Consider the following 20,246-nt stretch of genomic DNA (forward strand, 5'->3'; position numbering starts at 1 on the left):
TCGCTCACCTGCGGCGGCGGACCACCGCGTAGCCGAGGCCGAGCAGCGCCGCGACCAGGGCGGTCTCGAGCGCCCGGGCCCGGGCGCTGGCGCGGATGATGCCGACGGCGTCCGGGCGTGCCTGCCGGGTGCCCAGCAGAGCTCCGCCGAGCGACGAGTCGACTCCCGCCCCGACGGTGACGATGTGCTGCGACGGTGAGTCGAGCCGGGCGGTGAGCCCGGCGCCGGCCAGTGCGCCGGCCAGCTCGGCGAGGTCGGCGCGGCCCGGCCGGGTCCCGGTGCCGGCGGTGGCCGCCGCCCGGAGGCCGAGCACGAACCCGCGGACGTCGTCGGCGACCACGTGGACGTCACCGCCCGCGGCGGTGACCCGCACGGGCGCACCGTCGACCTCGATCGACAGGTCGGCCGTCACGTCGAGGCGGGCCACCTCCGGGGTCATCCCTTGCTGGCGTTCTCGGCGGTGGTGATGCGCAGCGTCCCGTTCAGCCGCCAGGTGGCGCGGGGCGCGTCCGCGCCCGTCTCCCGCGGGACCTCGACGGTCATGTCGACGAACTCGTAGTTGATCGCCGCGCCCTTGCCCGTCAGGTAGGCCCACATCTCCTTGCCCAGATCGGCGAAGCTGGTCGTCTCGTGGGACTTGATGTCGCGCTTGCCGGTCGCAGTGTCGCTGTTCGACGTGGTCATGGAGCTCTCCTCGCTCGGGCGGTGGCCGCAGGGACACGGCGCTTCCGGACGTGCCGCGGGCGCGCTCGTCCACGGCTTCGGTTGCGCACTACCCGGTATGGCGTCGGCGAACCGACATCCGGAGCGGGCGGCTGAGGAGAGGTGGCCGGGCCACGAGCCGGTCTAGCGTGTCCGCATGGCGCTCATCTACCCGGTCCAGGCCGACCTCCCGGAGCCCGACGAGGACAGCGACGCCGACTTCGCCGAGCTCGCGGCCGACCTCTCCGACAACTGGCTGGTCGAGATCGCCGTGGGGGAGGACGGGGACGACGCGTGCTTCGGCCCGCTCACCGCGAAGGCGGCCTGGGACCTGGCGGTCGACCTCGACGAGCGTCGGCCCGAGTGGTCGATCTCGGTGGTGCCGCTGCACGTGGCCGGGACGGCGGACGAGCTCGTGGACCTCTTCGAGGACTAGGAGCTCGTCGAGGGCCGGGGCTCTGCGCCGCGTCGGCCACCAGCCGCAGGCGCGCCACTCCGGCAGGTCCGGCCGCTCCGCGCCGGCGTACCGACCGGGGTCGGGCGTCACCCGGCAGGCGGGTGCTCCGCAAGGCAGAACAGGTTGCCCTCCGGGTCGGCGAGGGTCGACCACTGCACCCAGGGGACCTCGTCGAGCACGTCCCACCGGTGGACCGCGCCGAGCGCGATAGCGCGGTCGACCGCGGCGGTCCGCGTCCCCCACGGCACCGTGAGGTCGAGGTGCTGGGCCGGCTGGTCCGGACGATCGCCGGGGTGCGGCCAGAAGGACATCGCGAAGCCGTCGGGCTCCCGGGCGGAGACGAACACGAAGTCGCCGTGCTCGCCGGCGATCTCACTGCCGAGCAGGCCGGCCCAGAAGGAGGCAAGTGCGCGGGGATCGCGGGCGGCGACGTTCACCGCGCCCAGCGAGACAGGAGGACCGTCGGCCATGTACGGCACGGTAGGCGATGGCGCCGACCACCGTCCCGTCACCAGCCGCGGGCGCGCCACTCCGGCAGGTTCGGCCGCTCGGCGCCGATCGTGGTGTCGCTCCCGTGCCCCGGGTAGACCCAGGTGTCGTCGGGCAGCTCGCCGAACAGCCGGCTCTCCACGTCGTCGACCAGGCTGGTGAACCGGGCGGCGTCGGACTGGGTGTTGCCCACGCCGCCGGGGAACAGGCTGTCGCCGGTGAAGACGTGCGTGCCGGCGCCCCCGGGACCACGCCAGACCAGCGCGATGCTGCCCGGCGTGTGCCCGCGCAGGTGCACCACCTCGAGGGTCTGGTCGCCGACGGCGACGGCGTCACCGTGCTGCACCGGCCGGGTGACCGGCACCGGCAGGTCGGCCGCGTCGGCCGGGTGTGCGACGGTCTCCGCGCCGGTCGCCCGCACCACCTCCGGGAGCGCGCGGTGGTGGTCCCAGTGCCCGTGCGTGGTCACCACCGTGCGGACGTCGGCGTCGCCGATCAGCTCGAGCAGCGCGGCCGGCTCGGCCGCGGCGTCGACCAGCAGCGACTCCCCGGTGGCCGTGCTGGTGAGCAGGTAGACGTTGTTCGCCATCTCGCTGACGGCCAGCTTCCGGATGGTCAGCCCGGGGAGCTCCCGGACGTCGGCGGGACCGCCGACCTGCACGTCACCGGTGTACGTCTGCCCGCTCATGCTGCTCCCGTCCGGGACTGTCGGTACCGCCGTCTAGGTTCGTCGGCATGGACGCTAGTGCAGGTTCCGGGCCCGCTGCCGCGCCCGCTGGGGCTGGGCCCGGCGGGGTGGTGCTCGACGGGGTCGTCGGTCTGCCGGCGACCGAGCTCGCCGCGCGGGTCCGCGCGGGGGAGCTGTCCGCGGTCGACGTGGTCCGCGCCCACCTCCGGCACCTGGCCGCCGTCGAGGCGCGGCTCGGGGCCTTCCGGGTGGTCCGCACCGAGGCCGCCCTCGCCGAGGCCGCCGCGGTCGACGCGCACCCCGACCGGGCCCGGCTGCCGCTGGCGGGCGTCCCGATCGCGGTGAAGGACAACGTCGCGGTCGCCGGTGAGGTGGTCACCGACGGGTCGTCGGCCCACCGGCCGGTCCCGGCGACCGCCGACCACCCGGTGGTGGCCCGGTTGCGGGCCGCGGGCGCGGTCGTCCTCGGCATCACCCGGGTGCCGGAGCTGTGTCTGTACTGCGCCACCGACGGTGCCGGCACGGTGACCCGCAACCCCTGGGACACCGCACGCTCGGCCGCCGGCTCGTCCGGCGGCAGCGCCGCCGCCGTGGCGGCCGGCGTGGTCCCGCTGGCCCAGGGGAACGACGGCATGGGCTCCCTCCGGCTGCCCGCCGCCGCCTGCGGACTCGTCACGCTCAAGCCGGGCTCCGGTGTGGTCCCGGCCCAGATCGGCGCCGACAGCTGGTCGGGGATGGCCGAGAACGGCGTCCTCGCCACCACCGTCGCCGACCTGGCCGTCGGCTTCGCCGTGCTCGCCGGCACCGAGCCCGTCCCGCCGGCGGCTCCGGTCGGCCCGCTGCGGATCGCGGTCTCGACCCGCTCGCCCGTGCCCGGCGTCCGACTGGACGCCGCCGGCCGCGCGGCGGTGGACGTCGTGGTCGCCGAGCTGCGCGCCGCCGGTCACGTCGTGGTCGAGAAGGAGCCGCTGATCACGCCGGCTGCGGCGTTGGGCGCCATCACCCGGTGGCTGGCCGGCGCCGACGCCGACGCCGAGGCGCTGGGGCTGGACCGGGCGGCGCTGGAACCGCGCAGCCGCACCCACGCCCGGCTGGGCCGCTGGGTGCGCCGGGCCGGCCTGGTCCGCCCGCAGACGGCGGCGGCGTTCCGGGCCCGGATGGCCGACTTCTTCGCCGACGTCGACGTCCTGCTCAGCCCGGTGGTCTCCGGTCCGCCGCTGCCCGCCCGGCCGTGGCACGAGCGGGGCTTCCTGGCGAACATCACGGCCAACGCCCGCTGGGCGCCGTGGACGTCGGCCTGGAACGTGGCGGGTCTCCCCGCACTCGTCCTGCCGGCCGGCCCGGGGCGGGACGGGCTGCCCAGCTCCGTCCAGTTCGTCGGCCCGGCCGGGGCCGAGACGCGGCTACTCTGGCTGGCCGGGGAGCTCGAAGGCCGGCTGCCCTGGTGCCGGCACGCGCCGGTCTTCGACCCGGCAGGACGGGTCGGCGGCCCCGCCGGCTGACCGGGCAGCGTCGCCCAGCGCGGGCGGGGGAGACCCAGTCGACACCCGCGCCGGGAAGCCCGCCCGTCGGGCCACCGTTCCACTGAGGCGATGCACCTCACCGGCCTCGAGCTCCGCACTGCACCACTGGTCCCCGCCGCCCCGCGACCGGACCAGCACCGAACCACTGCGACCGACAGGGATCACATGGACCGGCTCGTCGTCCGCGGCGCCCGAGAGCACAACCTCAAGGACGTCCACCTCGACCTGCCCCGCGACGCGATGATCGTGTTCACGGGGCTCTCCGGCTCTGGCAAGTCGAGCCTGGCCTTCGACACGATCTTCGCCGAGGGCCAGCGCCGGTACGTGGAGTCGCTGTCCGCCTACGCCCGCCAGTTCCTGGGCCAGATGGACAAGCCCGACGTCGACTTCATCGAGGGCCTCTCCCCGGCGGTGTCGATCGACCAGAAGTCCACGAACCGCAACCCGCGGTCGACGGTCGGCACGATCACCGAGGTCTACGACTACCTCCGGCTGCTCTACGCCCGGGCCGGTCAGCCGCACTGCCCCAACTGCGGCAAGCCGATCTCCCGGCAGACGCCACAGCAGATTGTGGACCAGGTGCTCGCCATGGAGGAGGGCACCCGGTTCCAGGTGCTGGCCCCCGTCGTCCGGGCCCGCAAGGGCGAGTACGTCGACCTGTTCAGCTCGCTGCAGACCCAGGGCTTCTCCCGGGTCCGGGTCGACGGCACCATCCACCCGCTGACCGAGCCGCCGAAGCTCAAGAAGCAGGAGAAGCACACGATCGAGGTGATCGTCGACCGACTGACGGTCAAGGAGAACGCCAAGCGGCGGTTGACCGACTCGGTCGAGACAGCGCTCGGCCTCGCCGGTGGCCTGGTCGTGCTCGACTTCGTCGACCTCCCCGAGGGCGACGCGCACCGCGAGCGCACCTTCTCCGAGCACCTGGCCTGCATCGACGACGGGCTGTCCTTCGAGGCGCTGGAGCCGCGGTCGTTCTCCTTCAACTCGCCCTTCGGCGCCTGCACCGAGTGCACCGGCATCGGCACCCGCAAGGAGGTCGACCCCGACCTCGTGGTCCCCGACCCGGGCAAGAGCCTGGGCGAGGGTGCCATCGCCCCCTGGGCCGGCTCGATGAGCAACGAGTACTTCCAGCGGCTGCTCGGCGGGCTCGCCGACATGATCGGCTTCTCCATGAGCACGCCCTGGGAGGAGCTGCCGGCCACGGTGCAGAAGGCGGTCCTGCACGGCTCCCCGGACCAGGTGCACGTCCGCTACAAGAACCGCTACGGCCGCGAGCGCAGCTACTACGCCGCCTTCGAGGGCGTGCTGCCCTTCCTCGAGCGCCGCCACGAGGACACCGACAGCGAGTTCATGAAGGACAAGTACGAGGGCTACATGCGGGACGTCCCGTGCCCCGTCTGCCACGGCACCCGGCTCAAGCCGGAGATCCTCGCCGTCAAGATGAACGGCCGCTCGATCGCCGAGGTCACCGGCCTGTCCATCGGCGAGGCCTCGGAGTGGCTCAACGCCCTGGAGCTCGGCGAGCGGGAGCGGGCGATCGCCGTCCAGGTGCTCCGGGAGATCCAGGCCCGGCTCTCCTTCCTCGTCTCCGTCGGGCTGGACTACCTGTCCCTGGACCGTCCGGCCGCCACGCTGGCCGGTGGGGAGGCGCAGCGCATCCGGCTGGCCACCCAGATCGGCTCCGGGCTGGTCGGCGTCCTCTACGTGCTCGACGAGCCGTCGATCGGACTGCACCAGCGCGACAACGTCCGGCTGATCGAGACGCTGGTCCGGCTGCGCGACATGGGCAACACCCTGATCGTCGTCGAGCACGATGAGGACACCATCAAGCAGGCCGACTGGATCGTCGACATCGGTCCCGGCGCCGGCGAGCACGGTGGCGAGGTCGTGGTCAGCGGCACCTACGAGGACCTCCTCGCCAGCGAGCGGTCGATCACCGGGCAGTACCTCTCCGGCCGCCGGGAGATCACGATCCCGGCGATCCGCCGGGAGCGGACACCGGGGCGTGAGCTCGTCGTCAAGGGCGCCCGGGAGAACACCCTGCGCGGCATCGACGTCGCCTTCCCGCTCGGCGTCCTGGTCGCGGTCACCGGGGTCAGCGGGTCCGGCAAGTCGAGCCTGGTCAACGACATTCTGTACACGACGCTGGCCAACGAGCTGAACCGCGCCCGGATGGTGCCCGGCCGGCACCGGACCATCACCGGCCTGGACCAGCTGGACAAGGTCGTCGGCGTCGACCAGTCGCCGATCGGCCGCACCCCGCGGTCCAACCCGGCGACCTACACCGGCGTCTGGGACCACGTCCGCAAGCTGTTCGCCAGCACGTCGGAGGCGAAGGTCCGCGGCTACCAGCCCGGCCGGTTCTCCTTCAACGTCAAGGGCGGCCGGTGCGAGGCGTGCTCCGGCGACGGCACGCTGAAGATCGAGATGAACTTCCTGCCCGACGTCTACGTGCCGTGCGAGGTGTGCAAGGGCGCCCGGTTCAACCGGGAGACCCTGGAGGTGCACTACAAGGGCAAGACGGTCGCCGAGGTGCTGGACATGCCGATCGAGGAGGCCGCGGACTTCTTCGCCGCGATCCCCGCGATCGCCCGGTACATGCGCACCCTCACCGACGTCGGCCTGGGCTACGTCCGGCTCGGTCAGCCGGCCACCACGCTCTCCGGCGGTGAGGCGCAGCGGGTCAAGCTCGCCAGCGAGCTGCAGAAGCGCTCCAACGGCCGCACGATCTACGTCCTCGACGAGCCCACCACCGGGCTGCACTTCGAGGACATCAACAAGCTGCTGCAGGTCATCCAGGGCCTGGTCGACAAGGGCAACTCGGTCATCGTCATCGAGCACAACCTCGACGTGATCAAGAGCGCCGACTGGCTGATCGACATGGGCCCGGAGGGCGGGTTCCGTGGCGGCGTGGTCGTCGCCGAGGGACCGCCGGAGCTGGTCGCGTCGGTCCCGGAGAGCCACACCGGCCGGTTCCTGGCGAAGATCCTCGACCCGGAGGCAGTCGCCGCGGCGGCCTCCGGCGTCAAGAAGAAGACCCGGAAGAAGGCCAGCTGACCGGTGCACGGGGCGGCGGCAGCTGACCCGTGCACTGCCGAACGAGAGGAACACCGTGACGACGACGTCCGGCGACCTGTCCGAGCTCCCACGCCCCGACGGGGTGGCCGTCACCTACCGGCGGTGGCTCCCCGCCGGCCAGGTGCGCGGCACCGTGCAGATCGTCCACGGCGCCTCCGAGCACTCCGGCCGGTACGAGCGGCTGGCCGGTGCGCTGACCGAGCGGGGTCTGGTCGTCTACGCGATGGACCTGCGCGGGCACGGCCGTACCGCCGGGGCCACCGGCCCCGGCCGGTTCGGCGCGCCCGGTGCGGACGGGGCACTCGACGACGTCGAGGCCCTGCACCGGGTGGCCGCCCAGGAGCACCCGGGCGTGCCCCGACTCCTGCTGGGCCACTCGATGGGCTCGATCATCGCGCTGGCCAGCGCGCAACGGGACGGCGCCCTGCTGACCGGTCTCGTGCTGTCCGGGCCGATCGGGGTGTCGCCGGAGCTGGCCGACACGGTCTCCGCCCTGGAGGGCGCCGTGGCCGCCGGGCTCGGCGACCAGCCGCTGGACGCCCTCGGCGCCTTCAACGAGCCGTTCGAGCCCGTCCGCACCCCCTACGACTGGCTGTCCCGTGACCCGGCCGAGGTCGACGCCTACCTGGCCGACCCGCTCGCCGGCGACCAGGTCCCGCTGACCCACGGCTACGCGGCCGGGGTCTTCGGCATGTCGGTCCGCGCGGCCAGCCTCGAGGGGATCGCCGCGCTGCCGGAGGGCCTCCCGGTGCTGCTGCTGTCCGGGCAGCACGACCCGGTCGGGGGCCGGGACGCCGACCAGGTCACCGCGCTCGCCGGGCTGCTCCGGGAGCGGGGGCTGCCCGTCGAGCAGCGGGTCTACCCCGAGGCCCGGCACGAGGTCTTCAACGAGACCAACCGCGACGAGGTCGTCGCCGACCTGCTCGGCTGGCTCGAGGCTCGCCTCGGCGAGTGAGCTGGAGGCGCGCCTGGGATGGACGCCGAGCGGCTGCCGCAGTGGGCGGTGATCGGTGCACGGGCACCCGCCGGCCACGGTTCAGCGGCGACGGTCCTGCACGTCGAGCAGCCGGCCGCCGGCCGGCGCGGGTGCCTGCCCGGCCTGCACTGCGCCGGTCACCTCGGCCACGGCGGCCTGCGCCGCGTCGGGCCCCTCGACCACCCAGACAGCCGACCGCGTGGGTCCGGCGCAGGCCGTGAGCTCCACCAGCCACGGGTGCGTCCGTTCCGCCGCCGCCAGTCGCGCGATGCTGCGGCCACGCAGCAGCAGGACGAAGGCGGAGACCGAACCGATCCCGGCCGTCGACGCGATGGTGCGGAGGGCGGACACCTCGTCACGCCACGGGTCCGCAGCGGCCCCGGGAGCGGTCCAGCCCTGCCAGCGGGCCGACCGCCCCAGCACCCAGCTGGCCTGGGGCGGAGGTGGCGGTGGACTCGTGGGCGAGCCCCAGGGCAGCAGCAGCGTGCCGACCGCCGCCGCGTCCGGCCGGGTCACGGGGGCCGGCAGCACCCCGGCGCGATGGCAGCTGACCCGCCAGCTCCCGCCCCAGCGGTCGGTGACCACCACGCCGTCCCGTTCGCTGCTCGCCGTCCCGCGCATGCCCGTCCCGTCCGTCGCCCGTCGCTGAGAGGGCCACCCTGGCAGTCGGGGCCGGTGTGGTGCCGGCGTCGTCCACAGGCACGTCGGCCGCGATCAGCCGGTGGCCCCCGCAGCTGCGGGGGCCACCGGCTGGACGCCGTGCACGATGAACCCGCTCCGCGGCAGTGCGGGCAGCCGGGACAGGCTGACGCTGAGGTCCTGGACCCCGACGTCGTAGCGCATGGACCGGGTCAGCAGCCGCACCGCCTCGGCCATGAGCAGCCGCGTCATCGGCTCCCCGGGGCACCGGTGATCGTCCCGGTAGTCCCCGGCGCCCTGCGGGATCAGCGTGTACGGGTCGCCCACCCAGTCGCGGAACCGCTCAGGGCGGAAGACCTCGGGCTCGGGCCACAGCCGGCCGTCGTGGTCGGTGCCGTAGAGGTCCAGCAGCACGCGCTGCCCGACCGGGAAGTCGTACCCCTGCCACGAGAAGGGCCTCCGGACCCGGCCGGCGATCAGCGGGAAGAAGGGGTACAACCGGCGCACCTCGTCGACGAAGCACATCAGGTCCGCCTCGTCGCCGGCGGCGAACGTCTGCTGCCAGTGCGGGTGCTGCAGGAGGGCGAGGGCGGCGAAGACCACGTACCGGCTGACCGCGACGATCGGGCGCAGCACGTTGAGCAGCTCCACCCCGGCGGCAGGCACGGTGAGCAGGGCGCCGTCGGTGTCCCGGTGACCGGCGATCACGGCCAGTGCGCTGCCGGCGGGCACCTCCAGGTCGCCGCTGCGTACGCGGGTCACCAGCCCCCGGGCCCAGCGCTCGGACCGGTTGCGCAGGGCGTGGGCCCACCAGTTCCGCGGGCCCACGGTGCCGGCCTGGTCGACCATGGCCGCGAGCTCACGGGTGCGCAACCGCACGTCACGCTCGCTCATCGGCACCCCGGCCCACCGGGTCGCCGCCCGGGTGAGCACCTCGTTGACCGCCGGGTGGAGCACCACGCGGCCGGCCCGCTGCCACCGCGGGACGGCGCGACGCCACTCCTCGGCCAGCGCATCGGTGACCGCGTCGCTGCCGGTGCCCTGGAGCACGGTCAGGAACATGTCCTTACGGTGCCGGTGGGCATCGCCCTCCAGCGTCTGCACGCTGCCCAGGTCCTGGAGCAGGTGCCCGACCGACGGCGGGAACGCGTCGGTGCGGTCGAACCGCGCGCCGCTGTAGAACAGCTCGGCCGCCTCGGCGCCGCGCAGGCAGACCGCCGGCTGCAGCAGCAGGCGGGTGCGGAAGGCGTCGGCGCCCAGCCGATCGCAGCGGGTGGAGATGAACGTGTAGCCCTCGCGGAGCAGCGCCAGGCTGCTGTCGGGCACGGTCAGGGACAGGATCACGGGGCGCCTCTCACTGACAGGACCGTGGTGGCACCCGCTGCTCAGGCCGCCGCGCCCATCCTCTCCACCATCCGGTTGCCTCGCGCACCGGGGCCCTGCCGGGAGCGGGCGACGGGCTGTCGGTGGGCCGACCTAATCTGGGTACATGCCCGACCCGTCCACGTACCGCCCAGCGGTCGGCAGCATCCCGGAGAGCCCAGGGGTCTACAAGTTCCGCGACCCGGCCGGCCGCGTCGTCTACGTCGGCAAGGCCAAGAGCCTCCGCCAGCGGCTGAACAGCTACTTCGCCGACGTCTGGGGCCTGCACCCGCGCACCCGCCAGATGGTCACCACCGCCGCCAGCGTGGAGTGGACCGTCGTCGGCACCGAGGTCGAGGCCCTCCAGCTCGAGTACAACTGGATCAAGGAGTTCGACCCGCGGTTCAACGTCCGGTACCGGGACGACAAGAGCTACCCCAGCCTCGCCGTGACGCTCAACGAGGAGTACCCGCGGCTGCAGGTCATGCGCGGGCCCAAGCGCAAGGGCGTGCGGTACTTCGGCCCCTACGCGCACGCCTGGGCGATCCGCGAGACGGTCGACACCCTCACCCGGGTCTTCCCGGCCCGCACCTGCTCCAACGGCGTCTTCAAGCGGGCGGCGCAGATCGGCCGGCCCTGCCTGCTCGGCTACATCGGCAAGTGCGCGGCCCCCTGCGTCGGCCGGGTCACCGCCGAGGAGCACCGGGAGATCGTCGACGACTTCTGCGACTTCATGGGCGGCCGCACCGAGCAGATGATCCGCCGGCTCGAGCGGCAGATGACCGAGGCCGCCGAGGAGATGAACTACGAGCGGGCCGCCCGGCTGCGCGACGACCTCGGCGCGCTGCGCCGGGCGTTGGAGAAGCAGGCCGTCGTCCTCGGTGACGGCACCGACGCCGACGTCGTCGCCTTCGCCCAGGACGAGCTGGAGGCCGCCGTCCAGGTCTTCCACGTCCGCGGTGGCCGGGTGCGCGGGCAGCGCGGCTGGATCATCGACAAGGTCGAGGACGTCACCACCGGCCAGCTCGTCGAGCAGTTCCTGCTGCAGGTCTACGGCGGGGTGGACGAGGAGACCGGCGCAGGCGAGGTGGGGGAGGCCGTCCCCCGTGAGGTGCTCGTGCCCGAGCTGCCCGACGACGCCGAGGTCTACGCCGAGCTGCTCAGCGAGCTGCGCGGCTCCCGGGTGTCGCTGCGCATCCCGCAGCGCGGGGACAAGCGCAGCCTGATGGAGACCGTCGAGCGCAACGCCAAGGAGTCCTTCGCCCGACACCGGGTGAAGCGCGCCAGCGACCTCACCGCCCGGTCCCTGGCGCTCTCGGAGATCCAGGAGGCGCTGGACCTCCCCGAGGCGCCGCTGCGGATCGAGTGCATCGACATCTCGCACGTGCAGGGCACGAACGTCGTGGCCAGCATGGTCGTCTTCGAGGACGGCATGGCCAAGAAGTCCGACTACCGGCGGTTCTCCGTCGCCCAGGGCACCGACGACACCGCGGCGATGGCCGAGGTCGTGCGGCGCAGGTTCGCCCGGCATCTGAAGGACGAGCAGGACCGCCGGGACGAGCAGGGCGTCGCCGCCGAGGAGGGCCGGCCCCGCCGGTTCGCCTACCCGCCCAACCTGCTGGTGGTCGACGGCGGCGCCCCGCAGGTGGCCGCCGCCAGCCGCTCGCTGGCCGAGCTGGGCATCGTCGACGTCGCCGTCTGCGGGCTCGCCAAGCGGATGGAGGAGGTGTGGCTGCCCGACGACCCCGACCCGGTCATCCTGCCGCGCACCTCCGAGGCCCTCTACCTGTTGCAGCGGGTGCGCGACGAGGCACACCGGTTCGCGATCACCTACCACCGGCAGAAGCGATCCAGCACCATGTTGGTCTCGCTCCTGGACGACGTCCCGGGGCTCGGCGACACCCGGCGGAAGGCGCTGATGAAGCAGTTCGGATCCCTCAAGCGGCTGCGTGCGGCCTCGGTCGAGGAGCTCACGGCGGTGCCCGGCATCGGCCGCCGCACGGCCGAGGCGGTGCTCGCCGCCGTCGCCGAGCCGGTGGCCGCCGGGGCCTCGCCCGACGTCGTCGCCGAGGACGCCGTCCAGGTGGAGCCGGCGGTGGCCACGGCCGCACCGCCGTCACCCGTGCACGGGTCGGACGCCGGCGGGACCGCCGAGATCGGCCGGGTCCACCCCGCCGCCGGGCAGCGGGCATGAGCGCCGCCGCCGACCCGGTGCCGGCCGGGCCGCAGAGCGACGTCCCGCCGGGCGCCGACGGGACGAGCACGGAGCTCGCCCCGCTGGACGTCGTGGTCGTGACGGGGCTCTCCGGAGCCGGCAAGAACAGCGCCGGCCGGGTGCTGGAGGACCTCGGCTTCTTCGTGGTCGACAACCTGCCGCCGGCCCTGCTGCAGCCGATGGTCGAGCTGGGCGCCCGGGGTGACCTCCGCCGCTTCGCCGCCGTCGTCGACGTGCGCAGCCGGGCCTTCTCCAGCGACCTGCAGGAGTCCATCCGGCAGCTCGCCGACGCCGGGCACCGGCCGCGCGTGGTGTACGTGCACGCCCGCAACGAGGTGCTGATCCGGCGCTACGAGTCGGTCCGGCGCGAGCACCCCCTGCAGGGCAACGGCCGGCTGATCGACGGCATCGACACCGAGCGGGAGCTGCTCACCGGCATCGCCGGCGAGGCCGACCTGTGGATCGACACCAGCGACCTCAACGTGCACCAGTTGCGGGCCACCCTGGAAGCGGCGTTCGAGCAGGCCGGCGAGCTGCCGGAGGTGGTGGCGACGGTGCTCAGCTTCGGCTTCAAGTACGGCCTGCCGCTGGACGCCGACCTCGTCGTGGACGCCCGGTTCCTGCCCAACCCGCACTGGGTCCCGGAGCTGGCCCCGATGACCGGCCGCGACGCCGAGGTGCGTGACTACGTGCTCGCCCAGGACGACGCCGGGCCGTTCCTGGACCGGTACAGCGAGGTGCTGCGGCTTCTCCTTCCGGGCTACCGGCGGGAGGGCAAGCGGTACCTGACGCTGGCGGTGGGGTGCACCGGTGGCAAGCACCGCAGCGTCGCCATCGCCGAGGAGTTCGCCCGTCGGCTCAACGCCGAGGGCGTCCCGGCCACCGCGCGCCACCGTGACCTGGGACGCGAGTAGTGGAGACCCCCGGTCTGCGGGTCGTCGCCCTCGGTGGCGGGCACGGCCTGGCCGCTGCCCTGGCCGCCTGGCGCCGGCTCACCACGGAGCTGACCGCGGTGGTCACCGTCGCCGACGACGGCGGGTCCTCGGGGCGGATCCGGCGCGAGATGCCGGTGCTGCCACCCGGTGACCTGCGGATGGCGCTGGCCGCCCTCGCCGGCGACGGCCCCCGCACCCAGGAGATGGCCGCCCTGCTCCAGCACCGCTTCGGCGGCAGCGGTGTGCTCGCCGGCCACCCTGTCGGCAACCTCATGCTGACCGGGCTGACCGAGATGCACGGCGGTGACACGGTCCGGGCCCTCGGCGTGCTCGAGGCGCTGCTCGGGGCGCGCGGCCGGGTGCTGCCGATGGCCGAGGTGCCCCTGGACCTGGTGGCCACGGTGGCCAGCGTCGACCCCGACGACCCGCAGGAGACCCGGCGGATCCGGGGGCAGGTGGCGATCGCCTCCACGCCCGGGCACGTCGAGGACATCCGGGTCTCCCCGGCGGACCCCCCGGTGCCACCGGAGGTGCTGGCGGCGATCGCGGCGGCCGACGTGGTCAGCCTCGGGCCGGGCTCCTGGTACACCTCGGTGCTGCCCCACCTGCTGGTCCCGCGGCTGCGGACGGCCCTGGCGGAGACGACGGCGCGGGTGGTCGTGGTCCTCAACCTGGAGCCCCAGGTGGGGGAGACCGACGGCTTCTCACCGGAGGAGCACCTGCGGGTCCTGCTGGCACATCTGGGGGGCGTGTCGCTGCACACGGTGATCGCGGACACCGCTGCGGTTGTTGACCGGCGTGGTCTGCTGTCTGCTGTGCAGGCATGTGGTGCAGAACTGGTGCTCGCACCGGTCGCTGCACCGGACGGTGCACCACAGCACGACCCCTCCCGGCTCGCTGCCGCGCTGGCCTCCGTGGTCGGCGCGCGGTGACCGGCAGGGCAGTGGCCGGACACGGGGACGACCGTGACACCGGCCGGCACACAGGGGGAAGGGAACACAGCTGGTGGCGATGACGGCGATGGTGAAGGACGAGCTCTCCCGCGTGGAGTGCACGAAGACCTCGGAGCGCAAGGCCGAGGTGACCGCGCTGCTGCGCTTCTCCGGTGGCCTGCACATCGTGGGTGGCCGGGTGGTCATCGAGGCGGAGCTGGACACCGGCTCGGTGGCCCGGCGACTGCGCCGGGACATCAGTGAGGTGTACGGCTACACCAGCGGCGTCAGCGTGCTGGCCGGCGGCAACATCCGCCGGGGGGTGCGCTACCTGGTCCGGATCGCCAAGCACGGTGAGGGCCTGGCCCGGCAGACCGGGCTGGTCGACCAGCGGGGCCGCCCCGTCCGGGGCCTGCCGCCGTCGGTGGTGTCCGGCGGGATCGGCGACGCCGAGGCCGCGTGGCGAGGTGCCTTCCTGGCGCACGGGTCGCTGACCGAGCCGGGGCGCTCGTCGTCCCTGGAGGTCACCTGCCCCGGGCCGGAGGCGGCGATGGCGCTGGTCGGCGCGGCGCGGCGGCTGGGCATCGCGGCCAAGGCCCGGGAGGTTCGCGGCACCGACCGGGTGGTCGTGCGGGACGGCGACGCCATCGGCGCGCTGCTGACCCGGATGGGCGCGCACGACGCCGTCCTGGCCTGGGAGGAGCGGCGGATGCGCCGCGAGGTCCGGGCCACCGCCAACCGGCTGGCCAACTTCGACGACGCGAACCTGCGCCGCTCGGCGCGGGCGGCGGTGGCCGCGAGTGCCCGGGTGGAGCGCGCCCTGGAGATCCTCGCCGACGACGCCCCCGAGCACCTGCTGGTCGCCGGGCGGCTGCGGCTGGAGTTCGGTCAGGCGTCGCTGGAGGAGCTCGGCCAGCGCGCCGACCCGCCGATGACCAAGGACGCTGTTGCCGGGCGCATACGGCGTCTGCTGGCGATGGCCGACAAGCGGGCCAAGGACCTCGGCATCCCGGACACCGAGTCCGTGGTGACCGACGACATGCTGGCCCAGTAGCAGGAGGACCGCCCTGCCCCGACCGCTCGCAGACTCGCGGCGGGCCCCTGCAGGGTGCCGTCCCAGAACGTCACCAGACGTCCGCGACGTCTCTCCCGGCCACCGGGGGAGACGTCGCGGACGTCTGTGCACGCCCCTTCCGGCGGGGCGGGTGCGCGGTCGGTGGCTGCTCGGCGGGCCGATAGGCTGTCGCCGGAATGTGGTCGTGCGCACGCACGGCCCACGGGCGCCGCTGGGCCGACCGGCCCGGCTGGGCATCACGGTCTGGGAGGTCCTCAGTGACGGTACGGGTCGGCATCAACGGGTTCGGTCGGATCGGCCGCAACTTCTATCGGGCGGTCGCCGCCAGCGGGGCCGACGTCGAGGTCGTGGCGGTCAACGACCTGACCACGCCCGAGACGCTCGCGCACCTGCTCAAGTACGACAGCATCCTGGGCAAGCTCGCCGAGGACGTCTCGGTCGTCGGCGACGGCATCAAGGTCGGCGGCGCCACCATCAAGGTGCTGGCTGAGCGCGACCCGGCGAACCTGCCCTGGGGCGAGCTGGGCGTCGACGTCGTCGTCGAGTCCACCGGCTTCTTCACCAAGGCCGATGACGCGCGCAAGCACGTCGACGCCGGTGGGGCGAAGAAGGTCATCATCTCGGCGCCGGCCACCGGCGACGACCTCACGATCGTCATGGGCGTCAACCACGAGCAGTACGACGGCTCGCAGACGATCATCAGCAACGCGTCCTGCACCACCAACTGCCTGGCCCCGCTGGCCAAGGTGCTCCACGACGCCTTCGGCATCGAGCGTGGCCTGATGACCACGATCCACGCCTACACCGCCGACCAGAACCTGCAGGACGGCCCGCACAAGGACATGCGGCGCGCCCGCGCGGCCGCGCTGAACATCGTCCCCACCTCCACCGGTGCGGCGAAGGCGATCGGCCTCGTGCTGCCGGAGCTGAAGGGCAAGCTCGACGGCTACGCGCTCCGCGTCCCGGTGCCCACCGGCTCGGCCACCGACCTCACCGTCACCCTGTCCCGCGAGGTCACCCTCGAGGAGGTCGACGAGGCCTACAAGGCGGCCGCCGCCGGCCCGCTGGCGCCGTACCTGGTCTACACCGACGCGCCGATCGTCTCCTCCGACATCGTCACCGACCCGGCCTCCTGCATCTACGACGCCGGCCTGACCAAGGTGTTCGGCAACCAGGTCAAGGTCGTCGGCTGGTACGACAACGAGTGGGGCTACTCCAACCGCCTCGTCGACTCCGTCGTCCTGGTGGGCAGCAAGCTCTGATGCGGTCCGTCGACGAGCTCATCGCCGACGGGGTGTCGGGTCGGCGCGTGCTGCTGCGCGCCGACCTGAACGTCCCGCTGGACTCCGACAGTGGCGCCATCACCGACGACGGCCGGATCCGGGCCAGTCTCCCGACGATCAGCGCGCTCCGCGAGGCCGGCGCCCGGGTCATCGTCGCCGCGCACCTGGGCCGGCCCAAGGGCGAGCCCGACCCGCGGTACTCCCTGGCCCCGGTCGCCGCCCGGCTCGGTGAGCTGCTCGGCACCGAGGTGCCGCTGGCAGCCGACGTCGCCGGCCCCGACGCCACGGCCAAGGCCGCAGCGCTGGCCGACGGCCAGGTGCTGATGCTGGAGAACGTCCGCTTCGAGGCGGCCGAGACCAGCAAGGACGACGCCGTCCGTGGCGAGCTGGCCGACCGGCTGGCCGGGCTGGCCGAGCTGTACGTCGACGACGCGTTCGGGGCCGTGCACCGCGCGCACGCCTCGGTCGTCGACGTGGCCGAGCGGCTCCCGCACGCGGCCGGCCGGCTGGTCGCCCGCGAGCTCGAGGTGCTCACCCGGCTCACCGAGGAGCCAGCGCGGCCGTACGTGGTCGTGCTCGGCGGCTCCAAGGTCAGCGACAAGCTCGGCGTGATCGAGGCGCTGCTGCCCAAGGTCGACCGGCTGCTGGTCGGCGGGGGGATGACGTACACGTTCCTGGCCGCCCAGGGTCACGAGGTCGGGACGTCGCTGCTGGAGGCCGACCAGGTCGACAGCTGCCGCCGGCTGCTCGCCGAGGCCGGCGACCGGATCGTGCTGCCGGTCGACGTGGTCTGCACGCCGGAGTTCAGCGCCGATGCGCCGACCACCGTGCTGCCGGCTACCGAGATCCCGGCCGAACAGATGAGCCTGGACATCGGCCCGAAGAGCGTGGAGCTCTTCGCCGAGGCGCTGGCCGGCGCGCGCACCGTGTTCTGGAACGGGCCGATGGGCGTGTTCGAGCTCGCCCCCTTCCAGGGCGGCACCCGGGGCGTGGCGCAGGCCGTCGGCGCGATCGACGGGCTCTCCGTCGTCGGCGGCGGCGACTCCGCGGCCTCAGTGCGCCAGCTCGGGCTGGACGAGGCGGCCTACGGTCACATCAGCACCGGCGGCGGCGCGTCGCTGGAGTACCTCGAGGGCCGGGAGCTCCCCGGGCTCGCGGTGCTCGCGGACTGAGGGGCGACGATGGCACGCACGAAGCCCAGGCCGCCCCGTGAGGGCCGCCGTCCGCTCATCGCGGGCAACTGGAAGATGCACCTGACCCACCTCGAGGCGATCGGGCTGGTGCAGAAGCTGGCCTTCTCGCTGACCGAGCCGCAGCTGGAGGACGCCGAGGTCGTCGTCGTCCCGCCGTTCACCGCGCTGCGCAGCGTGCAGACGCTGGTGGCCGGCGACAAGCTGGAGATCGGGTACGGCGCGCAGGACGTCTCGGCGCACGACTCCGGTGCCTACACCGGGGAGGTCAGCGGGGCGATGCTCGCCGCACTGGCCTGCCGCTACGTCCTGGTCGGCCACTCCGAGCGGCGCACGCTGCACGGTGAGGACGACGCGCTGGTCGCGGCCAAGGTGCAAGCGGCGCTGCGGCACGGCGTGGTCCCGCTGCTGTGCGTGGGGGAGGGGCTGGACGTCCGCCGGGCGGGCACCCACGTCGCGCACTGCACCGATCAGCTGGACCGGGCCCTGGACGGCGTCCCCACCGAGCAGCTCCAGGAGCTGGTGGTCGCCTACGAACCGGTCTGGGCGATCGGCACGGGCGAGGTGGCCACGCCGGATGATGCGCAAGAGGTCTGTGCGGCGCTGCGGGCACGGCTCGCCGAACGTCACGGCGCGGACACGGCCGGTGCGGTCCGTATCCTCTACGGGGGATCGGTCAAGGCCGGCAACACCGCCGGCATCCTCGCCGGGGCCGACGTCGACGGTGCACTCGTCGGTGGGGCCAGCCTGGACGCCGACGAGTTCGTACAGATCTGTCGTACCGCTGCCGGTGGGAGCTGACCGCCGCCGGCACTGACCGGGCGGAGCAGCACCCACGGTGAGGCACAGCAGTTGAGGCACAGCACCGAACGACGACCGACCGCCCGGCGCACCCTCCGGGGAGCAGGGCGGTCGGTCGTCCTCGTGGTCCTGCTCGCCCTGCTGGCCGGCTGCGGCAGCGACAACAGCGGGGTGGCCGCGGTGCCGACCCTGGAGTCGGAGCCCGACAGCGGGGTCGACGGCGTGCGGGCGCCGTCCGAGGAGACCGGCGGGACGCTGCGGCTGGTCACCGGGGAGATCGACAGCCTGGACCCGCAGCGGTCCTACATGCCGTCGGTGTGGAACCTGATGCGGCTGTACACCCGCACGCTGGTCACCTACTCCGCGGAACCGGGCAGCACCGACGAGCTCGTCCCCGACCTCGCCACCGACCTCGGCACCAGCACCGACGGCGGCCGCACCTGGACGTACACCCTGCGCGAGGGCGTGCGGTTCGAGAACGGCCGGCCGATCACCTCGCGCGACGTGAAGTACGGGATCGAGCGTTCCTTCGCCTCCGACGTGGTCGTCGGCGGTCCCACGCACGTCGTCGACCTCCTCGACGACCCGGCGGACCCCTACGCCGGGCCCTACCAGGACGAGAGCGCCGACCGGCTGGGGCTGGCCTCGATCGAGACCCCTGACGACCGGACGATCGTCTTCCGGCTCACCACCCCGGCACCGGACTTCCCCTTCGTCATGGCCCTGCCCTCGAGCAGCCCGGTGCCGGCGGAGAGCGACACCGGCGGCGACTACGGCGCCCGCCCGGTGAGCTCCGGGCCGTACCTGATCACCTCGGCCGACCCGGTGGCCGGGATCGTGCTCTCCCGCAACCCGGAGTGGGACCCGGCCACCGACGACGTCCGCTCGGCCCTCCCGGACCAGGTCGTCGTGCGGACCGGCCTCTCCAGCGTCGCCCGCGACCAGGCCCTGCTGGCCGGCTCGGCCGACGTGGACCTCTCCGGCACCGGCGTGCAGCAGGCCACCACCAGCCGGCTGGAGGACGGGGAGCTGGCCGACCGGATCGACGACGTCACCACTGGCACGGTCCGGCTGCTGGCCCTGCCGACCACGGTGGCCCCGATGGACAACGCCTCCTGCCGCGCCGCGGTGGTCGCCGCGATCGACCGGTCGGCCGTGCAGCAGGCCCTGTCGGGCGCGGGCAACGCGGTGCGGACGTCGGTGCTCTGGCCGCGCGCCGTCGCCGGCGCCCCCGAGGAGTCCGACCCCGAACCGGACCCGGCCGCTGCCCGGGCGGCGCTGGCCGCCTGCGGGCAGCCCGACGGGTTCAGCACGGTGCTGGCGGTGCCGGACGTGCCCTCCAGCGTGGACGTGGCGGAGGCGATCGCCGCGGAGCTGGCGGAGGTGCAGATCGACGTCGAGGTGCGCCCGCTGGACCCGGCGACCTACTACGCCACCGACGTCGGCAACCCCGAGGCCGTGACCGCGGCGGGGTACGGGATGGTGCTGGCCACCTGGACCGCGGACTTCCCGACCTCTGCCTCCTTCCTGCTCCCGCTGGTCGACGGGCGCTCGATCCGCCGGGTCGGCAACACCAACTACGCGCACCTGGACGACCCGACGGTCAATGGGCTGGTGGACGCGGCCCGGGCGGCGACCGACCCGGCGGCGGCTGCGGACGCGTGGCGCCAGGTCGGGTACGCGGTACAGGAGACGTCGGCCTACGTCCCGCTGGTGGAGAACCGGGTGCAGCTGCTGGCCGGCCAGCGGCTGCGCAACGGCGTGGTCATGCAGCCCTACGGGGGCTACGACGTCGCGACGGCCGGAGTGCGCTGACCGACGCCGGCTGAACGGTCACGCCGGCGTCGTCGGTTAGGCTGGACCGTCGAGAGCCCCCGACCCGACGGGTGCGAGCCCAC

18 protein-coding genes are annotated in these 20,246 nt (G+C 73.8%); 12 read left to right on the forward strand and 6 right to left on the reverse strand.

Annotated elements, in window-relative coordinates:
• Positions 1-4: 4 nt before the first annotated feature.
• Both O2W20_RS21810 and O2W20_RS21815 read right to left on the reverse strand, forming a co-directional pair.
• Positions 5-439, reverse strand: a complete 435-nt coding sequence (locus tag O2W20_RS21810) for a hypothetical protein (protein ID WP_269173824.1) — start codon at positions 437-439, stop codon at positions 5-7.
• The gene (locus O2W20_RS21815; protein WP_269173823.1) at positions 436-684 is read right to left on the reverse strand and encodes a hypothetical protein; all 249 of its coding nucleotides are present in this window, start codon (positions 682-684) and stop codon (positions 436-438) included. The genes O2W20_RS21810 and O2W20_RS21815 overlap by 4 nt, the downstream gene beginning before the upstream one ends.
• 175 nt (positions 685-859) lie before the next feature.
• On the opposite strand from O2W20_RS21815, the gene O2W20_RS21820 reads away from it, so the two are divergent.
• The gene (locus O2W20_RS21820; RefSeq protein ID WP_269173822.1) at positions 860-1,138 is read left to right on the forward strand and encodes a hypothetical protein; all 279 of its coding nucleotides are present in this window, start codon (positions 860-862) and stop codon (positions 1,136-1,138) included.
• A gap of 107 nt (positions 1,139-1,245) precedes the next feature.
• Here the strand turns inward: O2W20_RS21820 and O2W20_RS21825 are convergent, their stop codons facing one another.
• Positions 1,246-1,629 carry a VOC family protein gene (locus O2W20_RS21825; protein WP_269173821.1) on the reverse strand — a complete coding sequence of 128 codons (384 nt, stop codon included), beginning with the start codon at positions 1,627-1,629 and terminating at the stop codon, positions 1,246-1,248.
• 38 nt (positions 1,630-1,667) lie between these two features.
• Positions 1,668-2,336, reverse strand: coding sequence for an MBL fold metallo-hydrolase (locus tag O2W20_RS21830; RefSeq protein ID WP_269173820.1), 669 nt, complete (start codon positions 2,334-2,336; stop codon positions 1,668-1,670).
• 47 nt (positions 2,337-2,383) lie between these two features.
• Between O2W20_RS21830 and O2W20_RS21835 the strand changes: the two genes are divergently transcribed.
• From O2W20_RS21835 to O2W20_RS21845, 3 genes are all read left to right on the forward strand, one after another.
• Entirely contained in the window at positions 2,384-3,838 is a 1,455-nt protein-coding gene (locus O2W20_RS21835) for an amidase (protein WP_269173819.1), read from the forward strand.
• Positions 3,839-4,024: 186 nt separating this feature from the next.
• Complete coding sequence (uvrA, locus tag O2W20_RS21840) at positions 4,025-6,919, forward strand: excinuclease ABC subunit UvrA (RefSeq protein WP_269173818.1); 2,895 nt, start codon at positions 4,025-4,027, stop codon at positions 6,917-6,919.
• A 55-nt stretch (positions 6,920-6,974) separates the two neighbouring features.
• A complete protein-coding gene (locus O2W20_RS21845; protein WP_269173817.1) occupies positions 6,975-7,895 on the forward strand; it encodes an alpha/beta fold hydrolase in 921 nt (306 codons plus the stop codon).
• 81 nt (positions 7,896-7,976) lie between these two features.
• Here the strand turns inward: O2W20_RS21845 and O2W20_RS21850 are convergent, their stop codons facing one another.
• Both O2W20_RS21850 and O2W20_RS21855 read right to left on the reverse strand, forming a co-directional pair.
• Positions 7,977-8,537 carry a hypothetical protein gene (locus O2W20_RS21850; RefSeq protein WP_269173816.1) on the reverse strand — a complete coding sequence of 187 codons (561 nt, stop codon included), beginning with the start codon at positions 8,535-8,537 and terminating at the stop codon, positions 7,977-7,979.
• 93 nt (positions 8,538-8,630) lie between these two features.
• Entirely contained in the window at positions 8,631-9,899 is a 1,269-nt protein-coding gene (locus tag O2W20_RS21855) for a cytochrome P450 (RefSeq protein WP_269173815.1), read from the reverse strand.
• 145 nt (positions 9,900-10,044) lie between these two features.
• On the opposite strand from O2W20_RS21855, the gene uvrC reads away from it, so the two are divergent.
• From uvrC to O2W20_RS21895, 8 genes are all read left to right on the forward strand, one after another.
• Positions 10,045-12,111: an excinuclease ABC subunit UvrC gene (gene uvrC, locus O2W20_RS21860; RefSeq protein ID WP_269173814.1), complete on the forward strand. Its 2,067-nt coding sequence runs from the start codon at positions 10,045-10,047 to the stop codon at positions 12,109-12,111.
• A complete protein-coding gene (rapZ, locus tag O2W20_RS21865) occupies positions 12,108-13,046 on the forward strand; it encodes an RNase adapter RapZ (protein WP_269173813.1) in 939 nt (312 codons plus the stop codon). Before uvrC ends, rapZ begins: the two co-directional genes overlap by 4 nt.
• Complete coding sequence (locus tag O2W20_RS21870; RefSeq protein ID WP_269173812.1) at positions 13,046-13,999, forward strand: gluconeogenesis factor YvcK family protein; 954 nt, start codon at positions 13,046-13,048, stop codon at positions 13,997-13,999. The genes rapZ and O2W20_RS21870 overlap by 1 nt, the downstream gene beginning before the upstream one ends.
• Before the next feature lie 79 nt (positions 14,000-14,078).
• Positions 14,079-15,053, forward strand: coding sequence for a DNA-binding protein WhiA (gene whiA / locus O2W20_RS21875; RefSeq protein WP_442928921.1), 975 nt, complete (start codon positions 14,079-14,081; stop codon positions 15,051-15,053).
• Positions 15,054-15,331: 278 nt separating this feature from the next.
• On the forward strand, positions 15,332-16,336 hold the full coding sequence (gap, locus tag O2W20_RS21880; protein WP_269173811.1) for a type I glyceraldehyde-3-phosphate dehydrogenase: 1,005 nt from the start codon (positions 15,332-15,334) through the stop codon (positions 16,334-16,336).
• Positions 16,336-17,529: a phosphoglycerate kinase gene (locus O2W20_RS21885; protein ID WP_269173810.1), complete on the forward strand. Its 1,194-nt coding sequence runs from the start codon at positions 16,336-16,338 to the stop codon at positions 17,527-17,529. The genes gap and O2W20_RS21885 overlap by 1 nt, the downstream gene beginning before the upstream one ends.
• A gap of 9 nt (positions 17,530-17,538) precedes the next feature.
• Positions 17,539-18,348 carry a triose-phosphate isomerase gene (tpiA, locus tag O2W20_RS21890; RefSeq protein WP_269173809.1) on the forward strand — a complete coding sequence of 270 codons (810 nt, stop codon included), beginning with the start codon at positions 17,539-17,541 and terminating at the stop codon, positions 18,346-18,348.
• A gap of 51 nt (positions 18,349-18,399) precedes the next feature.
• Entirely contained in the window at positions 18,400-20,163 is a 1,764-nt protein-coding gene (locus O2W20_RS21895) for an ABC transporter substrate-binding protein (RefSeq protein WP_269173808.1), read from the forward strand.
• Positions 20,164-20,246: the final 83 nt, after the last annotated feature.

The organism is Modestobacter sp. VKM Ac-2982 (genome assembly GCF_026967935.1).
Classification (GTDB): Bacteria; Actinomycetota; Actinomycetes; order Mycobacteriales; family Geodermatophilaceae; genus Modestobacter.